15 protein-coding genes and 1 other RNA gene are annotated in these 17,266 nt (G+C 34.1%); 9 read left to right on the top strand and 7 right to left on the bottom strand.

Annotated features, from left to right (window positions below; all coding sequences use genetic code 11):
• The first annotated feature begins 23 nt into the window (after nucleotides 1–23).
• Nucleotides 24–452 carry a protease complex subunit PrcB family protein gene (locus tag A4F88_RS11105; protein ID WP_068842692.1) on the top strand — a complete coding sequence of 143 codons (429 nt, stop codon included), beginning with the start codon at nucleotides 24–26 and terminating at the stop codon, nucleotides 450–452.
• Nucleotides 453–643: 191 nt separating this feature from the next.
• On the opposite strand, the gene A4F88_RS11100 is transcribed toward A4F88_RS11105, so the two are convergent.
• Nucleotides 644–1,141 carry a hypothetical protein gene (locus A4F88_RS11100; protein WP_068842691.1) on the bottom strand — a complete coding sequence of 166 codons (498 nt, stop codon included), beginning with the start codon at nucleotides 1,139–1,141 and terminating at the stop codon, nucleotides 644–646.
• 158 nt (nucleotides 1,142–1,299) lie between these two features.
• Nucleotides 1,300–2,124 carry a UDP-2,3-diacylglucosamine diphosphatase gene (locus A4F88_RS11095; RefSeq protein ID WP_068842690.1) on the bottom strand — a complete coding sequence of 275 codons (825 nt, stop codon included), beginning with the start codon at nucleotides 2,122–2,124 and terminating at the stop codon, nucleotides 1,300–1,302.
• A gap of 188 nt (nucleotides 2,125–2,312) precedes the next feature.
• On the opposite strand from A4F88_RS11095, the gene aroC reads away from it, so the two are divergent.
• The 3 genes from aroC to A4F88_RS11080 all read left to right on the top strand — a co-directional run bounded on the left by aroC (nucleotide 2,313) and on the right by A4F88_RS11080 (nucleotide 7,022).
• Nucleotides 2,313–3,371, top strand: a complete 1,059-nt coding sequence (gene aroC / locus A4F88_RS11090; protein WP_068842689.1) for a chorismate synthase — start codon at nucleotides 2,313–2,315, stop codon at nucleotides 3,369–3,371.
• Nucleotides 3,372–3,423: 52 nt separating this feature from the next.
• Entirely contained in the window at nucleotides 3,424–4,704 is a 1,281-nt protein-coding gene (locus A4F88_RS11085; protein ID WP_068842688.1) for a dicarboxylate/amino acid:cation symporter, read from the top strand.
• Nucleotides 4,705–4,835: 131 nt separating this feature from the next.
• Nucleotides 4,836–7,022, top strand: a complete 2,187-nt coding sequence (locus A4F88_RS11080; RefSeq protein WP_068842687.1) for a response regulator — start codon at nucleotides 4,836–4,838, stop codon at nucleotides 7,020–7,022.
• Here the strand turns inward: A4F88_RS11080 and A4F88_RS11075 are convergent.
• Together A4F88_RS11075 and A4F88_RS11070 are read right to left on the bottom strand one after the other, a co-directional pair.
• Complete coding sequence (locus tag A4F88_RS11075; protein ID WP_068842686.1) at nucleotides 7,019–8,269, bottom strand: DEAD/DEAH box helicase; 1,251 nt, start codon at nucleotides 8,267–8,269, stop codon at nucleotides 7,019–7,021. The genes A4F88_RS11080 and A4F88_RS11075 overlap by 4 nt on opposite strands.
• A 124-nt stretch (nucleotides 8,270–8,393) precedes the next feature.
• On the bottom strand, nucleotides 8,394–9,440 hold the full coding sequence (locus A4F88_RS11070) for a formimidoylglutamase (protein ID WP_068842685.1): 1,047 nt from the start codon (nucleotides 9,438–9,440) through the stop codon (nucleotides 8,394–8,396).
• 99 nt (nucleotides 9,441–9,539) lie between these two features.
• On the opposite strand from A4F88_RS11070, the gene A4F88_RS11065 reads away from it, so the two are divergent.
• Nucleotides 9,540–10,418: a hypothetical protein gene (locus tag A4F88_RS11065; RefSeq protein ID WP_068842684.1), complete on the top strand. Its 879-nt coding sequence runs from the start codon at nucleotides 9,540–9,542 to the stop codon at nucleotides 10,416–10,418.
• A 137-nt stretch (nucleotides 10,419–10,555) separates the two neighbouring features.
• Here the strand turns inward: A4F88_RS11065 and hutI are convergent, their stop codons facing one another.
• On the bottom strand, nucleotides 10,556–11,791 hold the full coding sequence (gene hutI, locus A4F88_RS11060; RefSeq protein ID WP_068842683.1) for an imidazolonepropionase: 1,236 nt from the start codon (nucleotides 11,789–11,791) through the stop codon (nucleotides 10,556–10,558).
• Between the two features lie 86 nt (nucleotides 11,792–11,877).
• Complete coding sequence (locus A4F88_RS11055) at nucleotides 11,878–12,930, bottom strand: glutaminyl-peptide cyclotransferase (RefSeq protein ID WP_068842682.1); 1,053 nt, start codon at nucleotides 12,928–12,930, stop codon at nucleotides 11,878–11,880.
• Nucleotides 12,931–13,018: 88 nt separating this feature from the next.
• On the opposite strand from A4F88_RS11055, the gene ffs reads away from it, so the two are divergent.
• The 4 genes from ffs (at nucleotide 13,019) to A4F88_RS11035 (ending at nucleotide 15,588) form a co-directional block, all read left to right on the top strand.
• Nucleotides 13,019–13,116: signal recognition particle sRNA small type (gene ffs, locus A4F88_RS11050), an RNA gene on the top strand.
• A gap of 172 nt (nucleotides 13,117–13,288) precedes the next feature.
• Nucleotides 13,289–14,092, top strand: a complete 804-nt coding sequence (locus A4F88_RS11045; RefSeq protein WP_068842681.1) for an SDR family oxidoreductase — start codon at nucleotides 13,289–13,291, stop codon at nucleotides 14,090–14,092.
• A 251-nt stretch (nucleotides 14,093–14,343) separates the two neighbouring features.
• Nucleotides 14,344–15,000 (top strand): fructose-6-phosphate aldolase, encoded by a 657-nt coding sequence (gene fsa / locus A4F88_RS11040; RefSeq protein WP_068842680.1) that lies wholly within the window; start codon nucleotides 14,344–14,346, stop codon nucleotides 14,998–15,000.
• Nucleotides 15,001–15,090: 90 nt separating this feature from the next.
• Nucleotides 15,091–15,588, top strand: coding sequence for a hypothetical protein (locus tag A4F88_RS11035; protein ID WP_068842679.1), 498 nt, complete (start codon nucleotides 15,091–15,093; stop codon nucleotides 15,586–15,588).
• An 84-nt stretch (nucleotides 15,589–15,672) separates the two neighbouring features.
• Here A4F88_RS11035 and A4F88_RS11030 read toward each other — a convergent pair whose 3' ends face one another.
• Nucleotides 15,673–17,127, bottom strand: coding sequence for an MFS transporter (locus tag A4F88_RS11030; protein ID WP_068842678.1), 1,455 nt, complete (start codon nucleotides 17,125–17,127; stop codon nucleotides 15,673–15,675).
• Between the last annotated feature and the right edge of the window lie 139 nt (nucleotides 17,128–17,266).

Genomic DNA, 17,266 nt, shown 5'->3' with positions numbered 1-17,266 from the left:
ATTAATTTTTAAAATAAACGTAAATGAAAAAAGTAATTTCGGTTTTAATCGTTTTGGTTTTGATTTCCTGTGGAGCAAAAAAAACTACAGAATCAGGATCGAAAGTTTTGTATGAAGTGCTGACAGAGCAATCTGATGGTGGCGGAAATATTAAATTTTTTGAAATTCTCACAGAACCAAACGAAATCAAAATGTTAGAAAACGATCCGTTATTAAAGGATAAAATGAAACATGATGATATTGGAAATTCGAATTATGTGATCCTGAATATGGGAGAAAAAAATACCGGAGGTTATTCTATTGGAATCGAAAAAGTAGAAGAAACGGATAAAAACATTATCATTACGGTTAAAGAAAATAATCCTGCTCCGGATGCTATGGTAACACAAGCTATTACGTACCCTTATACCGTAGTAAAGGTGCATTCTAAAAAAGAAATTATTATTAAGTAATTAGTGATTAGTGAAAAGTTATTAGTCATTCGTTATTAGTCAGATGTCAGGCTGAGCGGAGTCGAAGCCCTCGCAATGCAAACGCCCTTCGACTCCGCTCAGGGTGACAATAGTTGTCAATTTTAATCATAAAAAAATCCTGTCGCTTTTCAACGACAGGATTTCTTTTACAATTATTTTTTACTTTAATCTTAGAATCTGAATTTAACTCCTAAACCTACGTCAAATCCAAAATTGTCATCGTCATAGTATCCAGAACCAATTTCTGGTCTTGCATCTAATGAAAGTGTAATAGGCACTTCTTTAAAAGCATATTCTATTCCGATATCTCCGGCTGCGAATACATAAGTTCCGCTATCCTTATATCTATTGTTGTTTGCATAATAATCGTGATCCCATGCGGCGATACCACCACCAACACCGGCATACCAGTTAAAACCACCATCAATGTTCCAAACCCATTGATAAAGTGCAACTGCTTTTATGGCATCTATATTGCTGCTGTTTCTCCATCCTAAATCAAATTCAAGTCTGTTTTTTTGATTTAATCCTCTTTGGTAAGATACTTCTCCACCAAAACCGTTATTGTCGCCTAAACGTATACCAAGCGCATTTTTAGCAATTTCTTGAGATTGTGCCGTAAATGCTAATCCTAATAGCATGATGGCAGATAAAATGATTTTTTTCATAAAAGGGGTTATTAATTTTTTTCAAATGTAATGTTGCGTACAATCTTCAAACGTATATTATTTTTGAAAATTGTTATATAATTCACATTTTATCAATAACCGGAATTTATTTTAAGTAGAGTTTTGCCTTATAAAATGGGGTTTAAGGTGGTTGTATTTTATTTATTCAAAATGATGGAAGAGATTAATTGCGAGCTCAGAATATCTTCCATTTCAAAAAGATTTTCTTCTTCGGTAAAATTGCTTTCAGCGTAAGAGTATAATTTCCAGCGTTTTTTATGATACTCCAATGCGGTTAAATTCTCTACCCAATCACCGGAATTCAAATATAGGGTAGAACCGTATTTGTTCTCTTTAGTAATGATTTTTGGTTCGTGAATATGTCCGCAGATTACATAATCGTATTTTTTTTCGATAGCCAAATCTGTAGCAGTGGTTTCAAAATCAGATATAAATTTAACAGCTTTTTTAACGCTGGCTTTTATTTTTTTTGAAAAGGAATAAGGTTCTCGGCCTAATTTTGCCAGGCACCAGTTTGCAAAACGATTCGTCAGGATTAAATAATCATAACCTAATCCGCCCAGTTTTGCGATCCATTTAGAATGCTGAACTGAGGCATCAAAAACATCTCCATGAAAAATCCATGCTCTTTTATCGTCCAGTTCCAGAACTAATTTGTCTACCAAAGAAAAATTACCCATGTTCATATCACTAAACTTTCTCAGAATCTCATCGTGATTACCAGTGATATAATACACTTTTGTGCCTTTAGAAGCCATTCCGATTATTCTTTGAATGACTCTTAAATGCGATTTTGGAAAGTAGGATTTTCTAAATTGCCAGGCGTCAATAATATCACCGTTTAAAACAAGTGTTTTGGGTTTAATGCTTGACAGGTAGTTATTTAGTTCTTTTGCGTGACTGCCGTAAGTTCCTAAATGGACATCTGAAAGAATGACCAATTCGACATTTCTCTTTTTCAATTTTTCTTTTTTTGAAGTTTAACAAATAAAAGAATCTTACGTGGGATTTGTTTTATCAAAAGGTTATCAATTTGGGTACAATTTTAATAAATTATGATTTTTAATGACCGCAACCTTTACTTAACAATACTAATTTTAAATTTTTTAATTTAATTCATAAAACTTACATTTGCTCAAAACAAATTACAATGGCAGGAAATAGCTACGGCACCCTATATAAAGTTACAACATTTGGAGAATCTCATGGTGAGGCTTTAGGCGGAATTATAGATGGTTGTCCATCAGGAATCGAACTTGATCTGGAAGCAATTGAAGTGGAAATGTCCCGAAGAAAACCAGGACAATCAGCAATTGTAACGCAACGTAAAGAACCGGATGCAGTTCAGTTTTTATCCGGAATATTTGAAGGTAAAACTACAGGAACCCCTATCGGGTTTATCATTCCGAATACCAATCAGAAATCAGATGATTATTCACATATAAAAGACAATTACAGACCTAGTCATGCAGATTATGTGTATGATCAGAAATATGGTTTTCGTGATTATCGCGGAGGCGGAAGAAGTTCTGCCAGAGAAACAGCAAGCAGGGTAGTAGCCGGTGCAATTGCAAAGCAAATGTTGCCTGAAATTAAAATTAATGCATATGTTTCTTCGGTTGGGCCAATTCATTTAGATACACCTTATCAGGATTTGGATTTTTCGAAAATAGAAAGTAACCCTGTTCGTTGTCCTGATGAAAAATCGGCAGTAATTATGGAAGAATATATTCGTGATATCCGCAAACAGGGAGATACTGTTGGTGGCGTTGTTTCGTGTGTTATTCAAAATGTTCCGGTTGGTTTAGGTGAACCTGTTTTTGACAAATTACATGCTGAATTAGGAAAAGCAATGCTTTCTATAAATGCGGTAAAAGGTTTTGAATACGGAAGCGGTTTCTCCGGTTCTGAAATGAAAGGAAGTGAACATAACGATTTATACAATCCTGACGGAACAACGAAAACAAATCTTTCAGGAGGAATTCAGGGAGGAATAAGTAACGGAATGGATATTTATTTCAGAGTTGCTTTTAAACCTGTTGCGACAATCATGCAAACACAGGATTCTCTTGATAATAAAGGAAATATTACACCTATGACCGGTAAAGGCCGTCATGATCCGTGTGTAGTACCTCGTGCAGTGCCAATTGTTGAGGCAATGGCTGCAATTGTTTTGGCTGATTTTTATTTAATCAACAAGACATATTAATTAAAGTTAAGGCAGTGAGGGTCTTAATATTTTAATCTAAAAAAACAAATTAATGCAAGTTACAGAAACTAAAAAAAAATCATTTCTTTCAGGATTAACAGGGCAAATTATAATTGCAATGGTTCTTGGTGCAACTTTAGGAATTATATTGCACAACTCGATTTCGCCTGAAGCAGCACAATCGTTCAGTACTAAAATTAAAATGCTGGCGACTGTTTTTATCCGATTGGTGCAAATGATTATCTCTCCTTTGGTATTTACTACTCTGGTAGTTGGAATTGCTAAGTTAGGAGATATAAAAACCGTAGGAAGAGTAGGTGGAAAAGCGTTGGGTTGGTTTTTTACAGCTTCGTTTATATCGTTGCTAATTGGATTGTTTTATGTAAATGTTTTAGAGCCGGGTGTAGGTTTAAAGCTGGATCATGTTGATATGAGCGCAGCAACTGAAGTAACAGCAAAAACAACGACTCTGTCTTTTGAAAACTTTATTGAACACATTGTTCCTAAAAGTATTTTTGAAGCCATGGCAACCAATGAAATTTTACAAATTGTAATATTCTCGATCTTTTTTGGTTTAGCGGCCGCTTCATTAGGAAGTACAGTAAAACCGGTAATAAATGCCTTAGATAAAGTATCACACATTGTTTTAAAAATGGTAAACTATGTAATGAACTTTGCTCCAATAGGAGTTTTTGGAGCTATTGCAGGAGTATTTGCTATTAGAGATGCAGAGGAATTGATTATTACGTATTTTAAATTCTTCGGATCGTTTTTAGTGGGAATTAGTACTTTGTGGTTTGTATTGATATTAGTTGGTTATATTTTCCTGAAAGGAAGAATGACTGAGCTATTAAGACGTATTGTTGGGCCATTGGCAATTGCTTTTGGAACAACGAGCAGTGAGGCTGTTTTTCCAAAATTAACTGAAGAATTAGAGGATTTTGGTGTAAAAGACAAGATTGTATCTTTTATGTTGCCGCTTGGATATTCGTTTAATCTGGACGGAAGTATGATGTACATGACTTTTGCAAGTATCTTTATCGCTCAGTTTTATGGAGTACATTTAGATTTAGGAACGCAAATGGTCATGCTTTTAGTTTTAATGCTGACCAGTAAGGGTATTGCAGGTGTGCCAAGAGCAAGTTTAGTTGTCGTGGCGGCTACTTGTGGAATGTTTAAAATTCCGGTAGAAGGAATTGCGTTAATCCTGCCAATTGACCACTTTTGCGATATGTTCAGAAGTGCGACAAACGTACTTGGAAATGCTCTGGCAACATCTGTTGTTGGAAAATGGGAAGATGATAAAGAATCTGATATTGTTTCTGAAGACTAATAATTGTTTGATTTTTATCTGGGTTAAGATGAAAAATTAACACAAAATAAATAAGAATGAAAGCCGTATTTTCCTGTGAAATACGGCTTTTTTTTATTTTTAAATGTATATTTGATGAAATTAGCCGATTTATGCCCCAAAAACGGATTTTTTTATTGCTCTTATTGTTGAACTGTCTTACCAGTTCAGTGTTTGCGCAACCTGAACCTTCCTCAGAAGCAAAGATAAATGAGCTTGTAAAAGAAGCACTGGCTAATTATAGAGAATCAAACTTCGAGAAGTCGCTCATTATCTCCAGAATTGCATTAAACGCTGCTACAAGTGCCAAAAACGACCGTTTAATTTCGCGTTCTTATAATATTATTGCAGCAAACTACAACGAGCTGGCAGAGATTGATAAAGCTTTGTTTTTTTATAATAAAAGTTTGTATTACGCCAACAGAACTGATAACGATTCGATAAAATACAACCTCTATAATAATCTTGGAAATGTATATTGTTTTGAGAAGAAACAATTTAATAAAGGGATTCAGTATTATAAAAAGTCAATTGCATATGGCTTAAAGATTAGCAATATGAGCCAGATATATTTTACAAACGTAAATATCGCATGGGCTTATTTTGATATTAAAAAATTTGATGAAGGTTATCCTTTTTTAAAATTTGTCAACAGCAATAAAAATAAATACGGGAATCAGTCTACAGAGACTATCGTAAATATGCTTAATGGTATGTATTCAAGTTACCGGAATCAATACGAAGCGGCAAATGATTATTTTATAAAAGCAGTCAATGCAGGGAAAAAAGCTGAAGAGAAATCAGATCTGTCTTTTGCGCATCTGGAATACTCAAAGTTTTTGACTAAAAACCAAAAATACAAAGAAGCTTATCAGGAGCTTACAGCATACAATAAAATCACAGAAGAGTTATACAATCAGGAGAAACTCAAAAAAGCATCTATAGCCGGATTTAATCTTGAGCTCGATGAATATAAAAGACAAATTGATAAAATTGAAAGTGAAAAAGATTCACAATACCAGAGTCTTAAAAAATCAAGGATTATTGTTATCTTATTTGTCCTTGTTTCCTTAATTCTTTTTATTCTGATTATTACCCTTATAAAAAATATCAGATTCAAGAAAAAGCACAATTTAGAGCTTTTAAAGGCAAAAGAAGTTGCCGAAGAAGCTTCTCTACTCAAAACACAATTTATTTCGACTATAAGCCACGAATTGCGTACTCCGTTATATGGTGTGGTAGGAATAACAAATATGTTACTCGAAGAGCATAAAGAACTGGCTCAAAGCAAACATTTAAGCGCCTTAAAATTCTCTGCACGATATTTACTGTCTCTTGTAAATGATATTCTTCAGATCAATAAAATTGAAGAAAATAAAGTTGTTTTAGAAAATCTCACTTTCAATATTTCTGATGAGATTACAATGATTAAAAATTCGCTTTCTTTTCTGTCTCAAAAAAATAATAACAAAATCTCCGTTTCAATCGATCCCTGTATTCCGGAATATTTAATTGGCGATAAGTTAAGACTGGCTCAGATCCTGATGAATCTGGTGAGTAATGCCTTGAAATTTACTAAAAATGGTGTAGTTGAAATTGTGGTTAAATTAAGTAAAGTCGAAGGTAAAATATATTTCCTGGATTTTCTTATAAAGGATAACGGCGTTGGAATCGCTACTGTCGATCAGGGTAAAATTTTTGAAAAGTTTGTTCAGGTTGGACGAAAGGACGAAGATTATCAGGGAACAGGCTTAGGATTGAGCATTGTAAAAAGATTGTTAGGGCTTTTTGGAAGCACCATTACTTTAGAGAGTAATATTGGTATTGGTACTTCATTTACGTTTATGATTCCTTTTGAACATGATCCTAAAAAGACCAAGCGTATTATTGACGAAATAGAAGTAGACTTAACTTCAAATGATACGTACAAGATTTTAATAGTAGAAGATAATGTGATCAATCAGTTGGTGACCAAAAAAATCATCGAAAAGAATAATTACATCTGTAAAGTTGTTGATGATGGTTTTGCTGCTTTGGCTATTTTAGAAAAAGAAGATTTTGATCTTATTTTAATGGATATCAATATGCCTTTGATGAATGGGTTCGAAACGACTAAAAGAATTCGTTTAAAGAACATAAAAACACCTGTAGTGGCTCTGACAGCATTTGATAAAGATGAAATAACAGATGAGGCAATCTCTTCAGGAATCAATGATATTATCATTAAGCCTTTTGAACCTGTACGACTTTTTAAAATTATAAGCTATTTAATAAATGAAGCAAAAAACGCTGGATATTAATACCAGCGTTTTTTATTTTGTTTAGAAGCATTTGATTTTCTCGATTTGTGAGCACCACCGCTTCGGTTGGAGTTTTTAGGTTTTTCTGCCGTTGCGTCCGGACTTCCGGAATGCCATTGGTACGGATGATCTGTAATCGTTTTTACATCCACTTTTATTAATTTCTGAATGTCTTTCCAGTAAGGCTGTTCGTCTTTACCGCAAAATGAAATCGCGATTCCTCCGTTTCCGGCACGACCCGTACGTCCAATTCGGTGAACATAAGTTTCAGGGATGTTCGGTAAATCAAAATTGATTACATAAGGCAACTGATCAATATCTATTCCTCGTGCAGCAATATCTGTTGCTACAAGAACACCAACTTCTTTGTTTTTAAAAGCATCCAGAACACGTTGTCTGGCATTTTGCGATTTATCACCGTGAATTGCTTCAGCAGGAATATCTTTTTTGCGCAATGCTTTTACAACATTATCTGCCCCGTGTTTGGTTCTTGAAAAAACCAATACATTCGACAAATTTTCGTTTTTGATTAAATGATATAATAAATTTCTTTTTTCTGTTTTTTCAACAAAATAAATGCGTTGTTCTACATTTTCTGAGGTTGATGAAACAGGAGAAACTTCTACTTTTTCAGGATCCTTCAAAAACATTTCAGCCAGCTCACGAATAGCAATTGGCATTGTGGCAGAAAACAATAAAGTTTGTCTGTTTTTTGGAGTTAGTTTTACGATCTTTTTTACATCGTTTATAAAACCCATATCCAGCATTTGATCAGCCTCATCCAAAACCAGCGTGTGTAAATGATCTAAATCAAGAAAACCTTGTTTGTGCAGATCAAGCAAACGTCCCGGTGTAGCCACCAAAATATCTACTCCGTTTTTTAGAGTATCAACCTGTGGATTCTGCGAAACTCCGCCAAAAATGGTTAACTGGGTCAGGTTGGTATATTTGGCATAAGTGTCAAAACTTTGTCCAATCTGAACCGCTAATTCACGGGTTGGAGTAACTATTAGAGCACGAATTTGCTTGGCTTTTTTAGATGAACCTACAATTCGGTGTAACTGATGTATGATTGGAATTGCAAATGCAGCGGTTTTTCCCGTACCGGTTTGTGCGCAACCTATTAAATCCCTCCCAGCCAGAATAATCGGAATAGATTGTTCCTGAATAGGGGTAGGGTTTAGATAGCCTTCTTCAAATACGGCTTTTTGTATACTTTTTGAAAGTGATAAATCTTCGAATAACATATCTTAAGTGTTAGGATTTTAGTTTTAAGTACTAAAATGCTGTGCAAAGATAGGTTTATTCGGTTAATCGTTGATTTGATTCTTGGATTATTTGGGAAATGTGTGGTTTTAAGCCAGTTGGCCTTCAGTTGATTTTTTCTTTTTCGTTATTGGCTTTTATAAAATCCGTGATAAGATATCCAATTAGTTTACCAATTAAATTGTTGTTTGGAGAATCAGCGAGATCCGGTGCTCCTTCGCAAATGTGTAAATAAGTAGCATTTTTATGTTGCCCGAAAAAAGAAATAAACTGGCGTAACTCTTCTACAGAAAAACCACTGATAGTCATAGCGCTGCTGGCAATGTTAGGAATAGCATCCAGATCGATTTCGATTCCAAAAGAATCAGTTTTTATGAATTCTAAAGCCAAGGCCATTTCACGTTCAAAATCTTTTTCTTTACGAATGTTTACGCTGTCATAAGTATTGTAACGGACTCTGTCTTCGAGTTTTTTGATAATATCTAAAACGCTTTTTGAAGTATAGTTTTCGTGCAGGCCAAAAATAAAATATTTTTTCAGGAAACCTTCTTCATAGGCATACGAGAAACTATTTCCGCTATGACGCCCTTCCAGAATTCTAAAATCAGAATGGGCATCAAAGTTAATAGCGTTTATGGGTTTCCCTTTGGCTAAAGCCGAACCTTTAATATTTCCATAAGCATTATTGTGTCCACCGCCAATAATAATAGGAGTTTTTCCTGCTTTTATAATCGTAAAAATAATATGCGAAACCTCTTTGTCAATTTTTTCAACAAGCTGACTTAGTTTAGAACGGTCGTCAATATCATTAAAGTCAAGGTTTTCTACGTCACGCATTTCCTCTGCAACGTTTAATTGTCCTAAAACAATAATCTGGCTGCCTTTAGAAAAACGATTGTGCTGGATATTGGCAATACTTTTTATGGCACTTTCCCATGCTGACGCTGCTCCTGGTCTTCCATAATTGGCACGAACGCCAATATCTTCCGGAATACCAAAAAGTACATACTTAGCCTCAGACTCTTTTAAAAAACTGATTGTGTCAACTCCTTTAGGGATAACAACCATTTTTTCTCCGAATTTTATTTCACCACTACGATGATTAGTGACTTTTGCCAGATCGTTAACAGTAAAAGGAATTAGTTTCTCCATTGAAAAAAAATATTTTCCAAAAATAATATAATTGTAACAACTTACGTTATTACCTTTATATTAATTCTTAAATTTGTTTTAAAGAAAATTATTTTAAATATGGAAAACCCAAAGAACAACAACTCAAGTCTAAAGGCGGTAATCGCAGTTTTAGCAGTCCTACTAATTGGTAGCTTAGTGTATATTTTTAAATTATCATCTGATACAGATGTAGTTAAAACTGAACTTACAACGACAATGACAGAAAAAGAATCTGTTATGAAAGATTTACAGGAATTAAAAGCAACTTATGATGCTGCAATTGCTGAAAATACTTCAATGTCTGATGAGTTAATTCAGGAAAGAGACAAAGTAGTAGCTTTGATGGACGATTTAAATAAATCTAAAGGAGATGTATCTAAATACAGAGCACAAGTTCAGGCTATGCAAGGTAAAATGAAAACTTTGGTTGCTGAGAATGATGAGTTGAAAAAACAAAATGGTGTTTTAACTACTCAAAGAGACAGTACTATTGTCGTATTAGGTGAATCTAAAAAATACAATGAGGTATTAGTTGGTCAAAACGAAGAATTAGCTAAAACTGTAGAAAAAGGAGCTAAATTGTCTATTTTAAATACTAAAACTTCTGCTTACAAATTAAGAAGTTCAGGTAAACAAATTGAAACAGATAAAGCAAGTCGTGCAGATATCTTAAAAATTAGTTTTACTATCGCTGAAAACCAAATTGCAAAATCTGGTGATAAAACATATTATGTACAAGTTATCGATTCTAAAAACAATGTTTTAGGCGAGAAAAAAACAGAAAGCTTTGGAGATAATTCTTTAACTTACAGTTTCAAAACTACTGTTAAGTATGAAAACAAAACAGTAAATGTTACAGAAGATTTACCAGGAAAAGATTTCGCTAAAGGAACTTACTTTATCAATGTTTTTGATAATGATGAATTGGTTTCTAAAACAAGCTTCAGCTTAAGATAATCTAAGTCGATTAGGACAAATACCACTAAAATATTAAAGGTCTGTGATTTTTTCACAGACCTTTTTTTATGGATTGAAATTACTTTTGTTTTATTTACTTTCGTTTTTAAGGAATTAAATAAATCTCGAAAGTAATCTTATAGGATTTTACCGTTTACCAAAACATTTTCGATCAGATTGCTCCCAAAGGCATACGGAATCTGATAATAAGATGAAATTGGTTTTGTGATAATTAAGTTGGCTTTTTTGCCTTTGGTAATGCTTCCGTGTGTTTCAGAAATTCCCATTGCATAAGCACCGTTAATGGTTGCGGCATTGATAGCTTCTTCCGGAGTCATTTTCATCTTGATACAAGCCGTAGCGACTACAAAATTCATGTTTCCGGATGGAGTAGAGCCGGGATTGAAATCAGTTGCCAGTGCAAGTGGTAAACCTGCTTTTATCATTTCGCGGGCCGGAGTGTAAGGAATACTTAAAAAGTAAGAACATGATGGTAGTGCAACAGGCATTGTTTCGGTGTTTTTTAAAGCTTCAATGTCTTCAGGATTCATAATTTCAAGGTGATCGACAGAAAGCGCTTTAAATTTAACGGCAGCCTGTAAACCTCCAATAGAATTAAACTGGTTGACATGAATTTTTGGTATTAAACCAAATTGAATACCTGCCTGCATGATTTGCTCTGTTTCTTCTACAGAAAAATAACCTGTTTCACAAAATACATCAATATAATCCGCTAGTTTATCCTGAGCAATTTCGGGAATCATTTTAGTGATGATTTCATTGATGTATCCGCTTTTGTTTTCTTTGTAATGAAGCGGAAATGCATGAGCTCCCAGAAAAGTCGCTTTTATGGTAACTGGATAATGAGCAGCCAGTTTTTTAATAACACGAAGCATTTTCAATTCGCCTTCTATAGTAAGTCCGTAACCGGATTTAATTTCGACTGCTCCGGTTCCTAAATGCATAACTTCTTCCAGACGGAGTTTTGATTGTTCGTAAATTTCGTCTTCAGAAGTCTCATTGAGTTTTTTAGCCGAATTTAAAATTCCGCCTCCACGATTTGCAATCTCTTCATATGAAAATCCGTTAATTCGGTCAACAAATTCCTGCTCCCGATTGCCGGCATACACAATATGAGTGTGGCTGTCACACCAGGACGGAAGAACTACTTTTCCGGTTGCATCTATAATATGATCAGCATTAATTTCAGGAAGATTCTCCATAGAACCAAAATCACTAATAAGATCGTCTTTTAGAAGTAAAAAGGCATTTTTAATAGTGGGAAGAATCGCCATTTCTGCACCAGAAACTTTAGAAACAGAAGTTTCGCGAACCTGAAGCAGCTCTTGTATGTTTGTAATTAAAGTAATCATTTGTTTTAGGGTATTGTAAAAATACAAATTTCACGAACTAATCTAATCCGTGAAATCTGTGTAATTCGTGTTTAAATCTGTTTTATTTATTCTGAAACCGTTATTTCAAACATTTTGCTCCAGTTTTTACCTGTTACAAAAATGGTTTTGGTTTTAGGATTGTAAGCAATTCCGTTTAAAACATCGTCAGAAGTAATATCATTCATCGATTTACGCAAATCAGACATGTTTAAAATTCCTTCAACAGCTCCAGATGTAGGGTTTACAACAGCAATAGCATCTTTAAACCATACATTCGTATAGATTTTTCCGTTAATCCATTCCAATTCGTTTATGGCTTTAATTTTTGAAGTTCCGGAATAAACGTTGATGTAATCTATCATCTTTTGCGTTGCAGGGTCCATTTTCCAGATTTTTTCTGTTTTATCAGTCTGATAAATGTATTTGCCGTCATTTGTCATTCCCCATCCTTCGATATCTTTATCGTAAGTAAAGGTTTTTTCCAGTTTTAAAGTTTTGGCATCATAGATAAAACCGGTTTTGTTTTGCCAGGTTAATTGAAATAATTTTCCGTTGATAAAAGTAATTCCTTCTCCAAAATATTTTTTGTCAAGATCAATTTGTTTGAAAATTTTTCCTGTCTTATAATCGTATTTTCTTAGGTAAGAGGCACCTTCCTGTCCTGTGCTTTCGTATAAAGTATCATTGTGAAACTCCAAACCTTCAGTAAAAGATTTCTTGTCGTGAGGGTAAGTATTCACGACTTTGTATTTTAATAATTTTGGTTCAATGTTCGATACCAATTCAATTCTTTTAGTTGCATTAGAAGAATCGCTTCCAAAATGTACTACAGCTTTTAAATACTGATACCCTAATTTTTGATCTTTTAGTTCAAATTTAAATTTTTCAGCACCTTTAGTTGTTCCTACTCTTTTGTCGTTAATAAAGTAAGCAACGCTGTCAATTTCTTTCGAATTTGGGTTCAAAATCGCTATTGAAACTGACTCTTGTGGTAAAAAATGGGCAGGAAAAGCAGAATCATCGATGTTAAACAAAGAATTTTCACCTTTTTTTGTATCTCCACATCCAATTAATGTGATTCCTAATAAAATGACAGTTAGGAAGTTATATTTTTTCATAGTTTAAAATTTGAATAAGCCAATATACGACGATATTTTTATAGCAACAAAGCTCTTGCAAAAATATAAAAAGATTGTATATTTGCACCGGCAAGTCCTACACGACCAGCTCCTGCAGACTCCCCCAGGATGGGAACATAGCAAGGGTACGTGGTTGAGCGGTGCGATGTAGGTCGCTTGCCATTTTTTATTTTTTAGAATTTATATAAAAGTAGTCTTCCTTCGGGGGGATTTTTTTATTTTTGGACCTTTCTGAAGTGAGAAGTTGTATGTGAAAAGTTAGATGCCTTTTAATTTTTGCATTAAATTTCGGCTTATGTCAATTAACTTATAACATTTAACATCTAACCCCAAAAAAATGAATAAAGTCGTTTTAATTACCGGAGGATCCTCAGGGATTGGAAAATCAATTGGAGAATTTTTACAAAAAAAAGGTTTCGTCGTTTACGGAACGAGTAGAAATCCTGAGAAAGTCTTGAATTCAGTTTTTCCTTTGGTGGCTTTAGATGTTCGCAATGCCGAATCAATAAAGTCGGCTGTGGCTAAAATTATTGCAAATTCAGGACGATTAGATGTGGTGATTAATAATGCCGGTGTTGGAATTACCGGACCTTTGGAGGAAATTCCAATGGAAGAAATTAAAAATAATTTCGAAACCAATTTTTTTGGTCCTATTGAAGTAATGAAAGCTGTTTTGCCACAAATGCGTGAACAAAAATCAGGTTTGATTATCAATATTACTTCTATTGCCGGATATATGGGATTGCCTTACAGAAGTGTTTATTCAGCTTCAAAAGGAGCTTTAGAATTGATTACAGAGGCTTTGCGTATGGAGGTAAAATCATTTGGAATCGAAATCACAAATGTAGCACCTGGAGATTTTGCTACCAATATTGCTTCGGGGCGTTATCATGCTCCGGTTTTAAAAGGTTCAGCATATGAAAAAGTATATGGAGAAACACTTGCAACGATGAATGAACATGTAGATGCCGGAAGTAATCCAAACGAAATGGCAGAGGCTGTTTATAAAATCATGCAGCAAAAAAGGCCAAATGTACATTACAAAGTAGGAGCTTTTATGCAAAAGTTTTCTATTGTTTTAAAACGCGCTCTTCCGGATAAAGTGTATGAAAAGATGTTAATGAATCATTATAAGCTATAAATAAGAAAGATGAATGCAGTTTTGTAACGTGAATACGAGCGTTACTGAATAAATTAGAGTTGAATAGAAAGAATTAAATAAAAAGAATTCTTCTACGTAATTTTAAGTTGTAATTTTGCACAGGATTTGCGTGAGGGATAAAGGTAGTATTCTTTTGTGAAGAGAAACGGAACAAAAGATAAAGCCGAAAGCCCGTTTGCCGCGGTGAACACGCTAAAAGAATAATCAACACAATTAAATATAAATAGATTATGAAATTTTTTATAGACACAGCTAATTTAGCTCAGATTAAAGAAGCACAGGCTTTAGGTGTTTTAGATGGTGTAACAACTAATCCGTCTTTGATGGCAAAAGAAGGAATCACCGGAAAAAATAACATTTTAAAGCATTATGTTGACATTTGCAATCTTGTTGATGGAGATGTAAGTGCCGAAGTAAATGCGCTGGATTATGATGGGATGATTAAAGAAGGTGAGGAGTTGGCAGAATTACATGAGCAAATCGTGGTGAAATTGCCAATGACTAAAGAAGGTGTGATGGCTGCAAAATATTTTTCGGATAAAGGAATTAAAACTAACGTTACACTTGTGTTTTCTGTTGGACAGGCTATTTTGGCTGCAAAAGCAGGAGCTACCTATGTTTCTCCATTTATTGGTCGTTTGGATGATGTTTCTACTGACGGATTAAACCTGATCGAAGAAATTAGACTGGTTTATGATAACTACGGTTACGAGACTCAAATCCTGGCTGCTTCTGTACGTCATACCATGCATATTGTAAATTGTGCTAAAATTGGTGCAGATGTTATGACAGGGCCTCTTTCTGCAATTTACGGATTATTGAAACACCCGTTAACAGACATTGGTTTAGCTCAGTTTGTGGCTGATTTTGAAAAAGGAAACAAGTAATACTTAGCTACTTATAAATTAAAAATCGCTGTTTTTCATCAGAAAGACAGCGATTTTTTTTACTTTTATGTGTCTCAAAAAGAAATACATATGAAAAAAAGTATCCTGATTTTAGTGTTTTTTATGATTGGTATAGCGGTACAGGCGCAAACGGTCAATGTTATAAAAGGAGTTAATGATGCCGGAGATGTGGCGAGTTTTGAGTTGGATTGTTCGGTTAAATTTCCAACATTGGCCAAGGGATTGCGATATAATATTACCCGTCATGAGTTTAAAGGGCCTGAAATGAAAAATTCATACCGATTAATGTTGGTCATGGATGGGTTTTATTCGAAAACATTAAATAATACGATGACCATTTCGGCAGTATTAAGTGACGGAACCATTTTGCAGGCTAAAAAGATTATTGAAGATGATGGTTTTTTTGATGGAGCCTGTACAATTAAAATTAAAGACCCTAAAGCGCTATTAGAAGCTAATATTGATAAAGTTATTGTTCATGCGGACAAAGATGTGGTTTATGATTTATCAGCGACAAATAAGGCTGTTTTTAAAAAGAATCTGAATGCCATCATAACAGCTAAATAAAACAAAATAATTGTGTTTTATAAAAATATAAAGTCCCGTTTTTATATTAAAAACGGGACTTTATTATTTGTTGTATTTTAATTTCTAGTGACCACCAGAAAGTTTTTTGTCAAAGTTGATTCCTTGTTTTTTAAGAATTCCGCTTACAGTCCATGCATAAAACGCAAGGTAAGCAAAACATAAAACACCAACTAAATAACTGCTGTGGATACCAATAAACTCAGATACAAAACCTTGTAACCAGCTGATAACTCCACCACCCATGATCATCATGATCAGGAAGCTGCTTCCCTGGCTTGTATTTTTTCCTAATCCGCTTACTGCTAATGTAAAGATACATGGCCAAAGTGTACTACAGAATAAACCAACACTTGTGAAAGCATAGATACTTACGATACCTTTAGTCGACATTCCGATAGCTAAAGCAACGATTCCTAATGTTGAGAATATAAGCAACATTCTGGCAGGATTTCCTTTACTGGCAATATCTGCAAAAATTAAAACTAAGATGATTAATCCGTAGATGTAAAATGGTGTTAAATCGTGTTTTGCAATTGCATTTACAGCTAAGAATACTCCAAATGCTAAATAAGGTGCAACAAAACGTAATATTTGCTGTAAACTCGCTTTATCTGTAAAAGCTTCAATAGCTCCTGTCCAACGACCAATCATTAAACTTGCCCAATAAAGAGATATGTATGGAGATATTTCCTGTAAGGTATAAAGAACACCTGTTTTTGTATTTATAAGAGATTCCATGTAAGCAGGTAAGTTACTTGCTGTAGACACTTCAACACCAACATAAAGGAAGATTGCGATCATACCCATAACCAATTGTGGGTATTGCAATGCTGATTTTTTTGCTGTGTTACCTTCTGCTGCAATTTCTTCTTCGATCAAAGCAGGTCTGTCTGGTAAAGAAGAGAATTTCAATAAAATAGCTACCAATAAAAATGCTAGACCTAATATTAAATAAGGGATTTTTACGCTTTCAATACTTAGAGTTGAAGCTCCTGTGCTTGATCCAAAAATAGCAAAAGTTACAATAAGCGGTCCAATAGTGGTTCCTAAGTTGTTGATTCCACCTGCTAAAGTTAAACGCTGAGATCCTGTTGTAATAGGTCCTAAAGCAATTGCAAGAGGGTTTGCTACGGTTTGTTGTAATGAGAAACCTAAGGCAACAATAAATAATCCTGATAACATTAAAGGAAATGATCCTGTATTTGCAGCAGGATAGAATAATAATGTTCCTAGTGCAGAAATAAGTAAACCTAGTGAAAGACCATTTTTGTAGCCTATTTTGTTCACCAAATCTTCTTTTATTAAAAGAGAAATTCCCATGTAAATTAGTGATCCTACTGTATAGGCAATATAAAATGCCAATGATACTAACTGACTTTCTCCTTGGGATAAATTGAAAGCTGTCTTGAAAACAGGAATTAAGATATCATTGCTGGCAGCGACGAATCCCCAAAAGAAGAATACGATGACAAGAGGGATGAACTGTCCCCACTTGGTTTGAACATTTTCTGAACTCATAATTGTAATAAGGTTAATTTTTTAATTTTATTGTTTTTTGAAGACCGTAAATATATTTGTTAAGCGTTTCAAAAAAAAATAAAAAGACACAAATAATGTTAAAATTATACCAACGGCACTATTTTTTCAACAAAGTGTT

The organism is Flavobacterium chilense (assembly GCF_001602525.1).
In the GTDB taxonomy this organism is placed as follows: domain Bacteria; phylum Bacteroidota; class Bacteroidia; order Flavobacteriales; family Flavobacteriaceae; genus Flavobacterium; species Flavobacterium chilense.
Note: the sequence above shows the minus strand (reverse complement) of the source record. Positions and strands in the feature narration are given on the sequence as shown.